Source organism: Lactobacillus kefiranofaciens, assembly GCF_014656585.1.
GTDB classification, from domain to species: domain Bacteria; phylum Bacillota; class Bacilli; order Lactobacillales; family Lactobacillaceae; genus Lactobacillus; species Lactobacillus kefiranofaciens.
Genome location: NZ_CP061341.1, coordinates 873,399 through 890,607, shown reverse-complemented (window position 1 = coordinate 890,607; position 17,209 = coordinate 873,399). Strand labels below are relative to the sequence as shown.

15 protein-coding genes and 1 pseudogene are annotated in these 17,209 nt (G+C 37.1%); 1 reads left to right on the top strand and 15 read right to left on the bottom strand.

All coding sequences use genetic code 11. From position 1 onward, the window contains the following. Positions 1-71: 71 nt before the first annotated feature. The 5 genes and pseudogenes from ICI50_RS11085 to lepA form a co-directional block, all read right to left on the bottom strand. A pseudogene (locus ICI50_RS11085) lies at positions 72-143 on the bottom strand (Loki-CTERM sorting domain-containing protein); the annotation flags it as partial. Between the two features lie 65 nt (positions 144-208). Continuing rightward, entirely contained in the window at positions 209-736 is a 528-nt protein-coding gene (locus ICI50_RS04490) for an adenine phosphoribosyltransferase (RefSeq protein ID WP_013853945.1), read from the bottom strand. Between the two features lie 105 nt (positions 737-841). Then, positions 842-3,115: a single-stranded-DNA-specific exonuclease RecJ gene (gene recJ / locus ICI50_RS04485; RefSeq protein WP_095341978.1), complete on the bottom strand. Its 2,274-nt coding sequence runs from the start codon at positions 3,113-3,115 to the stop codon at positions 842-844. 124 nt (positions 3,116-3,239) lie between these two features. Then, complete coding sequence (locus ICI50_RS04480) at positions 3,240-3,932, bottom strand: class A sortase (RefSeq protein ID WP_013853943.1); 693 nt, start codon at positions 3,930-3,932, stop codon at positions 3,240-3,242. Between the two features lie 2 nt (positions 3,933-3,934). Further along, positions 3,935-5,773 carry a translation elongation factor 4 gene (gene lepA, locus ICI50_RS04475; protein ID WP_013853942.1) on the bottom strand — a complete coding sequence of 613 codons (1,839 nt, stop codon included), beginning with the start codon at positions 5,771-5,773 and terminating at the stop codon, positions 3,935-3,937. 223 nt (positions 5,774-5,996) lie between these two features. On the opposite strand from lepA, the gene ICI50_RS04470 reads away from it, so the two are divergent. After that, positions 5,997-6,662: a hypothetical protein gene (locus ICI50_RS04470; protein WP_013853941.1), complete on the top strand. Its 666-nt coding sequence runs from the start codon at positions 5,997-5,999 to the stop codon at positions 6,660-6,662. A 71-nt stretch (positions 6,663-6,733) separates the two neighbouring features. Here the strand turns inward: ICI50_RS04470 and dnaJ are convergent, their stop codons facing one another. The 10 genes from dnaJ to rnpM form a co-directional block, all read right to left on the bottom strand. Then, positions 6,734-7,891, bottom strand: coding sequence for a molecular chaperone DnaJ (gene dnaJ, locus ICI50_RS04465; RefSeq protein WP_013853940.1), 1,158 nt, complete (start codon positions 7,889-7,891; stop codon positions 6,734-6,736). Positions 7,892-7,974: 83 nt separating this feature from the next. Then, on the bottom strand, positions 7,975-9,840 hold the full coding sequence (gene dnaK / locus ICI50_RS04460) for a molecular chaperone DnaK (RefSeq protein ID WP_188892027.1): 1,866 nt from the start codon (positions 9,838-9,840) through the stop codon (positions 7,975-7,977). A gap of 17 nt (positions 9,841-9,857) precedes the next feature. Then, positions 9,858-10,433 carry a nucleotide exchange factor GrpE gene (gene grpE, locus ICI50_RS04455; RefSeq protein WP_054640187.1) on the bottom strand — a complete coding sequence of 192 codons (576 nt, stop codon included), beginning with the start codon at positions 10,431-10,433 and terminating at the stop codon, positions 9,858-9,860. A 17-nt stretch (positions 10,434-10,450) separates the two neighbouring features. Next, a complete protein-coding gene (gene hrcA, locus ICI50_RS04450; RefSeq protein ID WP_013853937.1) occupies positions 10,451-11,500 on the bottom strand; it encodes a heat-inducible transcriptional repressor HrcA in 1,050 nt (349 codons plus the stop codon). Between the two features lie 167 nt (positions 11,501-11,667). Continuing rightward, positions 11,668-12,606 carry a riboflavin biosynthesis protein RibF gene (ribF, locus tag ICI50_RS04445; RefSeq protein WP_056941034.1) on the bottom strand — a complete coding sequence of 313 codons (939 nt, stop codon included), beginning with the start codon at positions 12,604-12,606 and terminating at the stop codon, positions 11,668-11,670. 20 nt (positions 12,607-12,626) lie between these two features. Beyond that, positions 12,627-13,520, bottom strand: a complete 894-nt coding sequence (truB, locus tag ICI50_RS04440) for a tRNA pseudouridine(55) synthase TruB (protein ID WP_013853935.1) — start codon at positions 13,518-13,520, stop codon at positions 12,627-12,629. Positions 13,521-13,568: 48 nt separating this feature from the next. Beyond that, positions 13,569-13,934, bottom strand: coding sequence for a ribosome-binding factor A (locus tag ICI50_RS04435; RefSeq protein ID WP_013853934.1), 366 nt, complete (start codon positions 13,932-13,934; stop codon positions 13,569-13,571). 20 nt (positions 13,935-13,954) lie between these two features. After that, positions 13,955-16,591, bottom strand: a complete 2,637-nt coding sequence (gene infB / locus ICI50_RS04430) for a translation initiation factor IF-2 (protein WP_056941033.1) — start codon at positions 16,589-16,591, stop codon at positions 13,955-13,957. 4 nt (positions 16,592-16,595) lie between these two features. Then, on the bottom strand, positions 16,596-16,907 hold the full coding sequence (locus tag ICI50_RS04425) for a L7Ae/L30e/S12e/Gadd45 family ribosomal protein (RefSeq protein ID WP_013853932.1): 312 nt from the start codon (positions 16,905-16,907) through the stop codon (positions 16,596-16,598). 2 nt (positions 16,908-16,909) lie between these two features. Continuing rightward, a complete protein-coding gene (rnpM, locus tag ICI50_RS04420; protein ID WP_013853931.1) occupies positions 16,910-17,206 on the bottom strand; it encodes an RNase P modulator RnpM in 297 nt (98 codons plus the stop codon). Positions 17,207-17,209 lie beyond the last annotated feature (3 nt).

The following is a 17,209-nucleotide window of genomic DNA, read 5'->3' as shown; positions in this document are numbered from 1 at the left end:
ACCTACTATCGTATAATTCTGAATTAATGTCAACAAATACTGCTTATTAAACAATAATATTTATTTTTTGTTCATTTTTTGTCCGTTTTCTTTCGATTGAGTAGAATAATAGTACTAATAGATAAAAAATATAACAAAATAAAAAAGCCTTAATGCTTACTGCACCAAAGCTTTTGACTTATTTAGCTAAATTTAACTATTTACTTTATTAAGCACCATGATATTGAACAAGTGAGTAAATATCAACATCTGGCAACTTTTCTCTACCCTTCAAATCAGGCAATTCAATATAAAATGCGGCACCGACCAGCTTACCACCTAAGTTCTCAATTAATTCCTTAGAAGCTCTTAAAGTACCTGCAGTAGCCATTAAGTCATCACAGACAACAACTCGTTGACCTGGCTTAATTGCATCCTTATGCATTTCCAAGCTGTTTGAACCGTATTCCAAATCATATGAAGCCCGTTCAACTTCTCGTGGTAACTTATGAGGCTTTCTTGCAGGTACAAAACCTAAGCCTAACTCAATTGCTACAGGGCAACCTACAATAAAACCACGTGCTTCAGGCCCAACAATTACATCTGCATGTCTACTCTTAGCATATTCAGCTAATTCATGGGTAGCTTGACGATATAATTCACCATCTTGCAGAATTGGCGTAATGTCACGGAAAACGATGCCCTTATTGGGAAAATCCTTAACACTTGCAATATACTTACTAAAATCAACTGCCATAAGAAGAAAAACCTCCAAAACTCTTTGCGTTTGTATTCAAACACTTTTGACCTGTCTATTTTACCAAACTTTTAAAACAAAAGCACTGAAATCTTGATATTTGGCTTAATTATTTGCCATATTATTAACATATGTGATTAGTTTCTGAGTTGGCATGGTTCTCAACTGTCTGACAAACTTAATTTGAGAGGCCGTAGCCATCAAGTACTTGGAATCAGTCAATGGCCGCTTTTGTGGATTAGCTTCACCTACCAACTTTGATCCATCCATTTTAACAAAGCCTAGTTCAAAGAAAACTCGCAAAATAAATAAAACATTGGCATAATCAAGTCCTAAGTATGGCGCTACAGTACGATAGTCCTCTGGCTCTAAAGAAGGATGAGTATAAATATATTTTAATACCTTGCCAAAGTAGCTTTTAGCCGGAATCTGTTCAACTGGCAATTGATCAAGCAAAAAGCGTAAATAAATTTGCTGATAATTCTTTTCAAGTGCAGAATTAAATTCTACTTGATTACGCGGCACGTCAAGCAGTGTTACGGTTTCACCAGATTGCTCATAATCCTTAACTAAGCTAATTTTATGATCATCAATCTGTAATCTATTTTTGACAACCGGGATATTTTTCTTATCAAACAATAAATATCTATCTGCAAACCCCATCACGTATCTTTCTTGACGCAAATCAATGACTGGTATTGGTACAGCCAGCTTAGGCGAAGCAAAATCGACACCTTCAATGATCCCTTGTAAGGATACCTGTTTACGAAAAGTATTAAGGGATAATTGGATAAATATTTTACTAATAAATGGCAATAAATTATTATTCAAAAAACTTTTATCAAAACCTATAAGCGACAAACTTCCGCCCTTTTTATTGACTGTTAGCTTAACGTGATTTTTGTCTTTACCAATTTTTAAGAAATGAGTAATTGTTGGATCCGAGATGCTAAAAATCGGTTGCGGATCGTCAGTGCCAAATGGACCAACTTGATTAATCTGTGCCAGCGTCTGAAGCGTCAATCCATTAAGTGGTAATTCCATGTCATAATCTTTGGTTTCTAATCCATTTTCAACATGAAAACTCTCTTCAAACTGTTTACGCAACGCCTTAATTTGCTCCTCTTTCATTGACAAACCACAAGCAAAATCATGTCCACCAAATTTAGTTAACAGTTTATCTTTTAGCGGATTAAGCGCAGCAAACAAATTAAAACCGATGATTGAACGTCCAGATCCCTTGACTTCGCCTGCTTCATTTTTAGTCAACACAATAGTAGGTTTATGCGTCTTTTCAACAATCTTATTAGCTACTAATCCTAATACGCCTTCATGAAAATCAGGATCATATAAAACTAATGTATTTTGCCGCTGCCAACTATTTTCCCGAATCAGGTTTATGCATTGATCATAAACCTTCGTAGTCAGTTCTTTGCGTTGACTGTTCAATTCCTCAATCTGATCCGCAATTTTTTGAGCGGCAATATCGTCATCAGATAACAATAATTCTACTGCTAAGTTAGCATTAGCTAGGCGCCCCACTGCATTCAAGCGTGGAGCAATATTGAAGCCAACATCCGTTTCATTAATTGAACCTAAACTTAAACCAGCATTTTTGATTAAAGCTCGTAAACCAGGTCGTGACGTCTGATTCAAGACTTCTAAACCACGTTTAACAATAATATGCCCTTCACCAGTAATTTTGACCATGTCGCCGATCGTACCAATCATCGCTAAATCAAGCAATTCTGGCATAGTATCTTGCATTAAATTACGACAAATAGTATAAGCAACTCCTGCACCACAATAATCATCAAACGGATACTTCTGTCCTGGATAATTACAGTGAACGATTGCAGCTGCGGCTGGCTTTTTTTCTTGAAAAGTATGGTGATCAGTTATAATCACATCAACACCATGTTTTTTGGCATACTCAACTTCTTCAATACCAGTTACACCATTATCAACCGTAATGATCAGCTTCGTGCCGTCTGCAATAATGTCCTTGTAGCGTTCAAGATTAGGGCCATAGCCATCTCTAAAACGATCAGGAATAAAGTAATGAACATCAGCACCTAAGATCCCTAACGTCTCTGTCATGATGGTCGTTGCAGTGATACCATCTGCATCGTAATCACCATAAATAGTAATCTTTTCGCCCTTGTCAATTGCCTGATTAATTCGCTCAGTTGCTTTATCCATATCATGCATCAATAAAGGATCAGCTAAATTTTCTTCGGTTGCGTTAAACCAAAAATCCAACTTTTCATCCGTATTGATCCCGCGCAATGCAAAAAGCTGAGCTGCCAATGGACTTAATTGATACTTCTCTATCAAGTCTGGGGCCAATTGTTCTGCTGTTCTTTGTTGCCATTTCATTACTAAAAAACACCCTGCATTCATTACTAAAAATTAAAAGGCACTCACAAATGAGTGTCTTTAATTGAAAAATTCTATTTATCATTTTAACGCAAATCGAATCTTCATAAAAGATTGATGTCTGCTATTTTAGCTGAAAGACTTTCAAATTTTGATTAGTTGCCTTTTCGGTTTTAACCAAATTACCACGGATAGCCCAACGGTTAGCGCCACCATCGGCACAGGTAATCAAAGTTACAATTTTCTTTTTTGTATTGTTAACCAACCAAACTGCTGATGGATCAACAACTTTCTTCATGTAAATCCGATAAGTATAAACTTTCTTCAGGTTAGTGAGATAAATTAACTCACCTTTTTTTACATCCTCAAGCGGTGAAAACAGGATACCTTTAGCCGTCATATAGTGTCCAGCCAAAGGATAATTGCCTTGTCCCATCTTCTGGTCAGCTCGCATTGTACCACCACCAGTGGACATCGCATCATCGGACATCCCCAACATTACTGGTAAATGCATATTAACATCAGGGATTGCCAAGGCTCCGATCGCACCTGAAGTCTTGCTAATCTGAGACTTAGTAGCTCGGGCGGCATCCATTGACTTCACCTTATTAAAATCAAACATTCCTTTTTTCTTTTGATTCTGTTCGACTTTCTTTCTAGTTAATGTCGTCAACGTTGATTTTTGGTTATGGCTGATCATCTGATTGCTAATTTGCTTGTTAAAGATGAGTACTAATCCAACAATTAACAAGATAACGGCCAAAACTCGGATGAGGATTGTACTAAGGCTAGTCTTTTGCTTCTTTTTTGTTGCCATAGCTATTTCCCCTTGATGTCATCATCATTCATCTTAAGAACAGCCATAAAGGCATCTTGAGGGACATCAACTTTGCCGACAGCCTTCATCCGTTTTTTACCACGCTTCTGCTTTTCCAAAAGCTTAGCCCGACGATCAGGGTCACCGGTATGGATCTTCCAGGTAACATCCTTACGGTATGGCTTGATGGTTGCACGAGAAATAATCTTTGCCCCAATAGCACCCTGAATATCAACTTCAAAGTTTTGCCGTGGAATTAATTTCTTAAGCATCGAAGTCATTTGACGAGCGCGGTCTTGTGCCTCACTTCTATATGCGATGAAGCTCAGGGCATCGATTGGCTCTTTATTAAGCAAAATATCGATCTTAACTAAATCAGTTGCTCGATAACCGGTAATCTCATAATCAAGGGATGCATAGCCTTTAGTTGAAGATTTTAAATCGTCAAAGAAATCAAAAATAATTTCAGCTAATGGCATATTGTAAATAACATTTACACGATATTTATCAAGATAATCCATCGTGACAAACTCGCCCCGCTTTTTCTGACAGAGTTCCATTACTGGTCCAACAAAATCATTAGGAACCATTACTTCAGCTTTAACATATGGTTCTTGTACTTCTTTATATTCGCCAGCATCTGGCAAATCAGATGGGTTATCAATAACCTTAGTAGAGCCATCATTCATAATCGCATGATAGTCAACAGAAGGAGCAGTCATAATTAAATCAAGATCAAACTCTTGCTCTAATCGTTCTTGCACGACATCCATATGTAATAAGCCTAAAAATCCACAACGGAAACCAAAACCTAAAGCAGTCGAAGTTTCAGGTTCAAATTCCAAGGCTGCATCATTTAACTGCAATTTTTGCAGAGCTTCTTTCAGATCGTCATAATCACGGTTGTCAACTGGATACATCCCAGAATAAACCATTGGTGGAATCTGACGGTAACCTGAAAGTGGTGCTTCAGTCGGATTGACTGCAGAAGTAATGGTATCACCTACACGAGTTTCACGAACCGATTTAATATTGGCGGTTAAATAGCCTACATCCCCAGCGACTAAAATATCTTTCTTAACAGGCTGTGGACTTGAAACACCAACTTCGGTAACTTCATATTCCTTACCTGTATTCATGATCTTTATCTTGTCGCCAGCCTTAACCGTTCCGTCTTCAATCTTTACGGACATGACAACTCCGCGGTAATCATCGTATTTTGAATCAAAGATCAAGGCCTTAAGTGGAGCAGTTAAATCTCCTGTTGGTGCTGGAATATCTGTAACGACTTTTTCCAGCATATCCTGAATGCCTTCACCAGTTTTGCCAGAGACTTCAGCAGCTTCAGAAGCATCTAAGCCCAGCATCTCTTCGATCTCTTCTTTAGTCTTAGGAATATCAGCAGAAGCCAAGTCAATCTTGTTAATGACGGGCAAAATCTCTAAATCATCATCAATTGCCAAGTATGTATTAGCTAAAGTCTGTGCTTGTACCCCCTGGGTTGCATCTACTACCATTAATGCACCTTCACAGGCAGCTAAGGAACGTGAAACTTCATAAGAAAAATCAACGTGTCCCGGCGTGTCAATTAAGTGAAAAATATAGTCTTCACCATTCTTAGCGTGATATTTTACTTCAACCGAGTTCATTTTAATGGTGATCCCACGCTGACGCTCAAGCGGCATGTCATCAAGCATTTGATTCTTGAGTTGGCGTTCACTCACTGTATCGGTTAATTCCAAAATTCTATCAGCAATCGTAGACTTACCATGATCAATGTGAGCTACAATCGCAAAATTACGTATGTGTTTTTGATAATCTTTAAGTTTATTTATATCCATAAAATTGTTCTCACCCTTTGCTATCTTAATTATTATAGCAAAGCCAGGAGATTTCATAAAATATCTAAAACAAGAAAAATATTTTAAGTATTTTACAACTAATACTATATTTTTATGTAAGCGCTTGCTTATTTGCTAAAAAAGTGTATATACTGTTTTATAGAAGATCTAAACTTCTAATGTCATAAGCAAAAATTTAGTTTGTAGAACTAGAGGCATAAAAATGAACGAAGAACATAGCTTACAAACCAGAGAATATTCATTACCTTTTGGTAGAGAACACATGGCAATCTTTGTATTAAGAGGAGACCGGGTAATTGACTGTGGTATTGGTGAAGTCACTGAGTACCATTTTCAAAAAGAACTAGACTCTAATATTAAAGAAAAAATTGCGGAGCAATTACAAGGCAATTCAACCGATAGTCTAGTTGATGACTACCTCAGCATTTCTGAGAGTGGTTCAATGCAGCAAGTTTATTGGCAATATTGGAAACGTGAATATCTTGATGAAAACGAAATGAATATTCACTTTGGTCACTCCTGGCTGCCAAACACTAATGATCAAACAGTTTTAATTATGAGCGTAGCTGAAAAGACTCGTCAATTAAATCTTTACTTTATGGAGCAATTGCTTAGAACACGGCGCCAAGAAGAAGCTTTACCTGATCAAATGGAAAAGGATCTTCACCACATGAAGCACATTTGTCAAGTAGCTCAAGCATACGTAGACGGTGATGGACGCCCATTAATTGACTATTTAGAGATGCGTGCTCACGATAACCCAGATATTTTAAAAGAAGATCGCATTGTTAAAAGAGTTTTGAAACACTTCTGGGGTTACCAAGACGACCTGTATGCTAAGCAAAAAGTACAATATCACAATATCTAATTTACTTAATACAAAAGAAATAGCGGACTGCATCATAATTTAGCAATCTGCTATTTTTACTTTTATATAAACTATTCTCCGCTCAGTTTATCCTTAAGTCGTTCGAAAAAGCCTTTTTCTTTTGGCGTAATATCTCCGCCACCATCATGAACAAAATCAGTCAAATCTTGTTTTTGCTTTTCATTGATATGTTTTGGAATCACAATATTAACTGTAACGATTTGATCACCATTACCATTGCCACGAAGATACGGTACACCTTGACCACGTAAAGTAAATTTCTTATTAGGTTGCGTACCTGCTGGAATACTTAGCTTTTGATCACCATGAACAGTTTTAACAGTAATCTCATCCCCTAATGTGGCTTGAGCAAATGAAATTGGAACATCAGTATAAATATTTTGTCCACGACGCTGGAAAATCTTAGATGGCTTAATTCGGTAATTAATATATAAATCACCATATGGACCACCATTGATACCGGCTTCGCCTTGTCCTTGATAGCGCAATTGTTGACCGTTATCAATACCTGCTGGAATATCAACCTCAATTGTATTCTTGCGCTCTACGGTACCCTTACCATCACAACTCTTACATGGATGTTCAATAATTACACCACGACCATTACACTTGTCACAAGTTGTCTGACGACGAATTACACCAAGCATTGATCTTTGAGTAATAGTCATATATCCAGTACCGTGACATTTATCACATGTAATTGGATGAGTACCCTTTTCACAACCATTACCACCACAGGTTTCACACTTTTCACTGCGAGTATAGCTGACTTGAGTCTTTTTGCCTTTAACTGCATCCATGAAGTCAATCGTCAAAGTATAATCTAAATCTTGCCCACGTTGAGGTGCAGTTGGATCTACACGCTGCTGGCGAGCTCCTTGGCCAAAGATATCGCCAAAAATATCACTGAAGTCACCAAAACCTGATGTGTCAAAACCAGCACCACCAAAGCCTTGGCCAGCTCCACCGCCAAAGCCACCTTGACCATTGACGCCAGCTGAACCAAATTGATCATATTGAGCTCGTTTTTGCTTATCATGCAGAACTTCATAAGCTTCATTAACTTGCTTATACTTTTCCTCTGCACCTGGAGCATGATTTAAATCAGGGTGATACTTCTTGGCTAACTTACGATATGCTTTATTAATTTCTTGTTCACTGGCGTTACGATCCACGCCAAGCACTTTATAATAATCTTCTTGTGCCATTCAATTGAACTCCTTATAGTTTTCAAAAGAAAAGAACTACTCAATGGGTAGTTCTCTTCTCTTTATGTTTAATTATAAACCCATTACTTGTTTGGATCTACCTTATGGAATTCACCATCTTGGGCACCACCGTTGTTACCATTATTTGGGTTGCCACCTTGTGGGCCTTGAGGACCTGCTTGGGGGCCAGCTTGACCAGCTGCACCTTGTGCTGCTCCACCGTTTTGTTGGTAAAGCTTAACAGCTAAGTCTTGTGCTGCCTTAGACAAAGCATCCTTCTTTTCCTTCATTTCGTCCAAGTTGTTGTCTTTTTGAGCCTTCTTTAAGTCATCAAGAGCTGCTTGAACCTTCTTAGTATCTTCGTCTGATACCTTGCCCTTAGTTTCCTTCAAGGTCTTTTCAGTAGTGAATATTAATTGATCTACTTCGTTTCTAAGATCAACTTCCTCTTTACGCTTCTTGTCTTCTTCAGCGTGTTCTTCAGCGTCTTTTTGCATCCGCTTAATTTCTTCATCTGACAAACCGGATGAACTCTTAATGGTAATCTTTTGTTCCTTGCCAGTACCCATATCCTTAGCAGATACGTTTACAATACCGTTTTTGTCGATATCAAAGGTAACTTGAATTTGAGGAACACCACGTGGTGCTGGTGGAATATCGGTTAATTCAAAACGACCAAGAGTCTTATCATCGGCAGCCATTGGACGTTCACCTTGAAGGACGTGAACATCTACAGCTGGCTGGTTATCTGCAGCAGTTGAGAAGATTTGACTCTTTGAAGTTGGGATAGTAGTGTTTCTGTCGATTAGCTTAGTGAAGACACCACCCATGGTTTCAATACCAAGTGACAATGGGGTAACATCAAGCAAAACGATATCTTTAACATCCCCTGAAATAACACCACCTTGAATAGCTGCACCTAAGGCAACGGCTTCATCAGGGTTGATTGAGTGATCAGGTTCTTTGCCAGCCCATTCCTTAACTGCTTTTTGAACAGCAGGAATACGAGTTGAACCACCATTTAAGATAACCTTGTCAATATCATTAACAGTAAGACCGGCATCCTTTAATGCGTTATCAAATGGTACCTTAGTCTTTTCAACTAAGTCACTAGTTAATTCATCAAATTTAGCACGAGTTAAGTCAGCTTCAAGGTGTAATGGACCTGATTCACCAGCAGAAATGAATGGAAGTGAAATGTGAGTTGATGATACACCAGATAAGTCCTTCTTAGCCTTTTCTGAAGCATCCTTCAAACGTTGCATAGCCATCTTGTCTTTAGACAAGTCAACGCCATTTTCTTCTTTAAAGTTCTTAATCAACCAATCCATAATGCGGTTGTCGAAGTCATCACCACCAAGGTGAGTATCACCGTTAGTTGATAATACTTGGAAGACATCGTCACCTAATTGCAAAACAGAAACATCGAAAGTACCACCACCAAGGTCGTATACTAAGACCTTTTCGTCTTGATCTTTGTTTAAACCAAAGGCTAAAGCAGAAGCAGTTGGTTCATTGATAATTCTTTGAACATTAAGACCAGCGATCTTACCAGCATCCTTAGTAGCTTGACGTTGAGCATCGTTGAAGTAAGCTGGAACAGTAATAACTGCATCCTTAACTTCTTCACCCAAGTAGTCTTCTGAAAACTTCTTGATGTATTGCAAAATAAATGCTGAAATTTCTTGTGGTGTGTATTCCTTATCGCCAACCTTTACCTTGTAATCAGCTTCACCCATGTGACGCTTAATTGAAACAATGGTATTAGGGTTAGTAATAGCTTGACGCTTAGCAACTTCACCTACTTGAATTTCGCCATCTTTAAATGCAACTACTGATGGAGTCGTACGATTACCTTCTGGGTTAGTAATAATCTTTGGTTCTTTACCTTCAAGAACCGCAACTGCTGAGTTAGTAGTCCCAAGGTCAATCCCAATAACTTTTGACATATAATAAACTTCCTCTCTTATTGAGCAACAACAACCATTGCTGGTCTTAATGTACGATCTTTATATTGATATCCTTTTTGTAAAACTTGAACGACGTGGTCTTTTTGATCATCATTTTTGGCAGCTACAGTTTGAACTGCTTGATGCAATGTCGGATCAAATTTAACGCCTTCAGCATCAATCTCAACTACACCGTGATCTTTCATTGCCTTAACAAGTGAATCAAGGGTCATTTGTACGCCCTTCTTTAATTGCTTGGATACATCATCATCGGCCTTAACGCTTAAAGCTCTTTCTAAATTATCCATTGCAGGTAAAATATCTTTAGCTAAGCTTTGAGATTCATACTTAATAAGTTGCGCGCTCTCTTTCGAATAGCGGTTTTGCATATTTTGAATTTCTGCTTCACTACGCAAATACTTATCTTCTAGTTCTTTATTATTCTTTTGTAACTTTTCGATTTCAGTGGTTAACTTTGCACTGTCATCTTTTTTAGTCTCTTCTTTTTTAGCTTTTGCCTTAGCCTTTTTCTTTTTAGGAGCAACATCTTTTTCATCCAAATTCTTTTCACTTGGAAATTCTTCTTTACTCACGGCTAACCTCCTTTAATCTATTGAAATTTTCCATAATAATCGAGCAATTTCCTGGCTAGCTCGTTTCTAAAATATTCAAGTAGCCCGATCATTTGTGAATACGGCATGTTAGTTGGACCAAGTAAAGCAATTGTTCCTTTTCCATGATTACCAACACTATATTCTGCAGTTAATAGGCTATAGTTCTTCAGTAAGTCATTAGGCAACTCCGACCCCAACGTAACCTTGACCGGAAACTTAGCATCCTTGGTCACTGGACTAGTTGTCATTAATTCCGAGATTAGATCATTTTGATCAACTAATTCATAGAGAGATCGAATATCTTTAATATCCTTTTCTGAAGTATTGTTTAAAAGATTAATTTGCCCATCAACATACATCTGTTCACTAGCTGCATCCTTTAAAACATCTTCTACTAAATCCAGCAGTTCACTTGAATGCTCTCCACCAATCTGGTGTGAAGTAAGACTTTTGAGCAAAGTTGGCGAAATATCTTTTAAGCTTTTGCCTACTAGCTCATCATTAATCATCCTTACTGCCTTTTCAATCTCATCCCCATGAATATTATGTGGTAACGCATAGACTTGATTCTTAACGTTTCCATCACTCGTTACTAAAATTGCCATTACTTGTCTGTTAGACAAAGGAACAATTCTAAAACCAGTTACAGTAACATCATGACTCTCAGGTCCTTCCGCAAATGCTGTATAATTAGTTAAATCCGAAAGAATCTTGGCAGCTTCTTGAACTATTTCATTAACTTGATGAAATGGTCGATCTAATTGATAAACTATTTGATTATAAACTGATTCAGGAAGTTGAAGCGGCTCAACCAAATTATCAAGGTAATAACGATATCCCTCACTTGAAGGAACACGACCACTCGAAGAATGTGTCTTTTCAATTAAGCCTTGATCTTCAAGTACTGCCATCTCATTACGAATAGTAGCACTTGAAACCTTAATTGGAAGTTGCTTCATCACTGTCTTAGAACCAACAGGCTCATGCTTATGAGTAAAATCCTGAATAATTGTTTTTAATATTAATTCTTGACGTTCGGTCAACATAAGTATCGCCCTCACTTTTAGCACTCGTTTCTCTCAGGTGCTAACAGATTCTATTATACTAAAAACTAGCAGCATTTCAAGTAGAGTGCTAATTATTTTCCATTTTTTCTGTTATTTTGCACAAAAAGATCTGCATCCCTTAATCTGATGCAGATCTTTTCTCCTATCTAATCATGTTGTTTAGCAAAATAAGCTTTTATTTCTCTTTGATCTTTTTCTAGTTGCTTTTTTAACTCAGTCAAATTAGCAAATTTAACTTCACCGCGAGTATATTTATACCACTCAATTTTCATTGGTTTACCATATACATCTTCATCAAAATCAAAAATATTAGACTCAATATAAATTTTTTTAGCTTGATTAATCGTAACGTTATAACCAACACTAGTCATCGACTCATACCAAGTATTATTAACCATAGTCTTAGTTGCATAAACTCCAATTTTAGGCACCACTTTGTGCTCTGCCCAAACTAAATTAGCAGTTGGAAAGCCTAGCTTATGTCCATTACGTTTACCATGTCCAATAATTCCGCTCATTACATAATGATGCCCCATTAATTCGTAAGCTAATTCCATCTTGCCATCTCTAATAGCTTGACGAATTTCAGTAGAACCAATCTTTTTTCCCGCAAAAATTTGCTTAGGCATAACTTCAATGTCAAATCTACCTTGAGCATATTTTGGCAAAGTAGCCATATTAGCTATATTTTTATCACCATATGTATAGTCAAAACCTGCTACCACTGTATCCGCATTTAGCTTAATAATTACCTGATCTACAAAATCTTGTGGTTTAATCTTACTAAAGTCTTTAGTAAATGGCAAAACAGCTAAATAGTTTACGCCTAATTCAGCCATTTTATCTGCTTTTTCTTCTAAAGTTTCTAAATATTTAAAATCTTTCTTATTAGCATAAATTTCTTTAGGATGACGATTAAAAGTAAGTACTACTAGCGGTAGGTCCTTTTTCTGAGCTATTTTTTTAGCACGCGTAATTAAACGCTGATGACCTAGATGAACTCCATCAAAGAACCCTAATGCAAGTACAACTTTTGAAGATAAAATATTTTCTTTAACTGGATAAGTTAAATGAACGGTTTTCACAGTTAATTCCTTCGTTTCAATTATTCATTTTGCAGCAACATTAATTTCGGACGATATAAATTACCTTTACTTTCATAAATTGCTTTAACTTTTTTATTGAAACGTAAAGCTACTTTTTTAGCATCCATTTCTAACGAAATACCTGCACCATTTTTTACTTTTAACCACTTGCCCTCATCTAAATCAATCTGCGGATAATCTTTAAAAAAGGCATCAATTGGTTGAATTAATTTATCAACTTCTGCAGGATTTTCTTCTATTTTACTTAATTTTACAGCTTGCGAAATATCAAAGCCAGAACTAGCGGTTCTTCTTAAATAAGTCATTACTGCCGGGCAAGCCATCTTTTCGCCCAGATCATTAACTAAGGAGCGTACATAAGTACCTTTACTGCATTTAATTCTAAAACTAAAGCTCTCTTGCCCCTTCTCCTGATCAAAAACTGGCTTTTCGGTTAAATCATAGTCATACACCTCAACCATACGCTTAGGCCGTTCTACCGCGATTCCTTCACGAGCATATTCATAAAGATGCTTTCCATTAACTCTAACTGCAGAATAAATTGGCGGTACTTGCTCAATCTGCCCTTTAAAAGTAGCCATTTTTTGTTTGATTTCTTCAACTGAAAATGGAGTGGTTAACTTCTGTTGTGCTAATACGCTTCCTGTAGCATCATAACTATCCGTCGAATAGCCAAACAGACCTTGTCCAACATACTCCTTGGGTCTAGTATGCATCATTTCAATTAATTTTGTAGCTTGACCCACAGCAACTGGCAAGACTCCAGTTACTTCAGGATCAAGTGTACCCGCATGGCCAATCTTACGTATATGCAATGCCTTACGCAAATGATACACGACATCAGCACTAGTCATGCCTGCATCCTTATCAATTACTAAAATTCCATTTAACATATATAATCCAATCTAATTAACAAAAAAAGCGCCTTAACGGCGCCTTTTTTACTTATTTGTCCGTTCTGCATCTTGTTTTTTAACTTCTGCAATTAAACGGTCAATTTTACTACCATACTTAACTGAATTGTCTCTCTTAAAAATAAGTTCAGGAACCTTATAAACCGTTAAAGTCTGCCCTAACAAATGACGCATCATGCCTTTTGCTTTCTCCAAGCCTTCTTTAACTTCCTTTTCTTTCTCAGCATCTTCAGTTAAAAGACTGTAATAAACAGTTGCATATGAAAGATCATTTGTACATTCAACCGCAGTAATTGTTACTTCGCTTAAACGAGGATCGCGGATCTTTTTTTGCAAAATTTTGGTTAATTCGCGAAGGATTTCTCCTTCAACACGACCAATTCTATGCTTCATGTTTTTCTCTCCTAAAAATATTACTTAGGCTCAACTTGCTGCATTTCATAAATTTCGAATTCGTCGCCAACTTTAATGTCATTGTAGTCCTTAATAGTCAAACCACAATCATTACCGGCTTTAACCTCTTTAATATCATCTTTAAATCTCTTAAGTGATGCAATTTCACCGTCATACTTTACAATACCATCACGAATAACTCTGATTTTAGAATCATTTTTAACAATACCTTTGTCAACAAAGGAACCAGCAATAGTACCGACTTTAGATACCTTCCAAGTTTCACGAACAGTTAGGTTACCGATAACTTTTTCTTCATAAGTTGGTTCCAACATACCCTTCATTGCGGCAGTAACATCATCAATTGCTTTATAAATAACACTATATAAGCGCATATCGACACCATCAGTATCGGCTTGACTCTTAGCAGTTGCAGTTGGACGAACATTGAAACCAATAATGAATGCATTAGAGGCACCTGCTAAAGTAACATCTGATTCATTAATAGCACCTACGCCTGAGTGGATGATGTTAACTCGAACACCTTCAACTTCAATCTTTTCAAGTGATTGTTGTAAAGCTTCAACTGAACCTTGAACGTCGGCCTTTAAGACGATGTCTACTTCCTTCATATTTTCCTTCTTCATAGTATCGAAGAGGTTATCAAGGGTTACATGTTGTACGTTTTCACGAGATTTTTGCAAAGCTTGTTGTGCTCTAGATTCACCAACGCTTCTAGCTGTCTTCTCGTCTTTAAATTCAACTAATTTATCAGCTGATTCAGGAACATCATTTAATCCAGTAATTTCAACAGGTTCTGATGGTGTTGCCCTCTTAACTTGACGACCACGATTGTTAGTCATCGTACGTACACGGCCAAAGGTATCACCAACAACAATTGGATCACCAACATTAAGCGTACCTTGTTGAATTAAAACATCGGCAACAGGGCCACGACCACGAGACAAACGTGCTTCAATAACAGTACCAATAGCCATTGAAGTTAGGTTAGCCTTAAGTTCCATCACATCAGCTTGAAGCAAAATCATTTGCAATAAATCCTCAACGTTTTGACCAGTTTTAGCTGAAATATTAACGAAAATAGTGTCACCACCGTAATCTTCTGGAATTAAGTTATACTTCATCAATTCTTCAGTTACATGTTGTGGGTTGGCACCAGGTTTATCCATCTTGTTAATAGCAACAATAATTGGAACATTGGCACTTCTGGCATGATCAATAGCTTCAACTGTCTGTGGCATTACACCATCATCAGCAGCAACAACTAAAACAACAATATCAGTAATTTCAGCACCACGTGCACGCATGTTAGAAAAGGCTGCATGTCCTGGAGTATCTAAGAAAGTGATCAAGCGATCATCTAATCTAACTTGGTAAGCACCGATCTTTTGCGTAATACCACCAGCTTCATGAGCTGAAACATGAGTATGACGTAAACGGTCAAGCAATGTAGTTTTACCATGGTCAACGTGACCCATAATTGTAACTACTGGTGGGCGCTTAACTTGATTCTTGGATTCCTTAGATGCCTTCATTCTCTTATTATAAAGAGTATCAATATCAGAGATATCTTCATGAACCTTTTGTTTAGCATCTATACCATATTCTGCGGCTAAAAGCTCAATAGTATCTTTATCCAATGATTGGTTTTGGTTGGTCATCACACCCAACATAAATAATTTTTTAACAATTTCAGCGGGTTCACGGTGAATTAGTTTACCTATATCTTGAGCGTTCATTCCCTCTTCATAAACTAAAGTATCTGGTAATGGACGTTCCTTACGCTTAGTTGGTTGCTTCTTTGGTCTTTGCTCTTGTTGACGCCGCTTATTCTTACGCCGATTTCTTTCTGAACGATATGAATGTTCATTATGATTATTAAAGACTTGATTTCTACCCTTACGGCCTGGCTTCCCCATATTACGGCCATGTCCATTACCACGATTATTATTCTTTTTTTCCTTCGGAGCCTCAGGAATATTAATCTTAGCAGCCACTCTTTCATTAGCAGAAGGTTGGGTTTTCTTCAAACGAGCTGGAGATGGTTTTAAAATTTTAGGGCCAATAACTTTCTTTTCAATTGAAGTGGATTTTTTACTCGTACCGTGATTATCTTTATCAGATTTCTTATTATTCTTCACTGGTTGTGGATGCTTCAATTGTTCGTGATATTCTTTCTTGGCTTTCTTAGCCTCACGATTAAGTTGTCCTTCTTCAGCACGTTGCTTATGCTTTAGTTGCTCAAGCAAAGCTGCTGCTTTAGGTTTACCAGAACCGGATCTATTACGACCATTATTTTCATTTCTGTTCCGGTGGCCATGATCATTCTGACGACGTTTACTATTACGTCTTCTAGACTTTTTAGAATTTGAATTTTCTTCTTGTCCCTTCTCATTTTTCCGAATAGAAGAAACAGAGATCTTAATTTTATTATTCTTTTTAGACGTTGTTTTTTCAGCTTTCTTTTTAGCGGGAGCGGAGTTTTGGAAACTACCCTTTAACTTTGTAACTTGTGAATCATCTATCGATGACATATGATTTTTCACATCAAAGCCCAAATCCTTTGCTTTTTGGACTACAACTTTATTATCGACGCCAATTTCCTTTGCGACTTCATAAATTCTTTTCTTTGCCATCCAATCACACTCCTTCATTTACTCTTTTAATTAATGTCTTAGCAAAACCGACATCAGTTAATCCTAAAACCTTACGTTTCTTACCAATTGCATGTGATATTTCTGCAGCAGAAAACGCAGTTATCAATGGAATATTATCTTTCTTAGTAGCTAGGTTTACCTTTTCAGCAGTATTATCTTGAATATCATTCGCCATAATAACTGCCTTAACTCTTTTTCGCTTAAGTTCATCAAGTATAGTTTCAGTTCCACTGATTAATTTACCAGCACGCTGAGCTAAACCTAACAAATTAATTACCTTTTGTCTATCTTGCAATCTTATTTATCACCAAACAATTCTTTTCTAGCCTTTTGATGATCTACATAAGAATAAAGTTCATCATAAAAACCATCAGGGATCTTTGTGCCCAAACTACGATCTAAAACTCGCTTTTCTTTAGCAACCGCGATTTTAGTTGGATCAAGTGACACATACGCCCCTCTCCCTGCTTTTTTGCCAGTAGGATCAACAGAGACATTTTTTTCTTTGTCAATTACAATTCGAACCAATTCTTTTTTAGGCTGCATGGTATCAGTCAATAAGTCTTTCCGCATTGGGATTTTTCTTTTTTTCAAAAA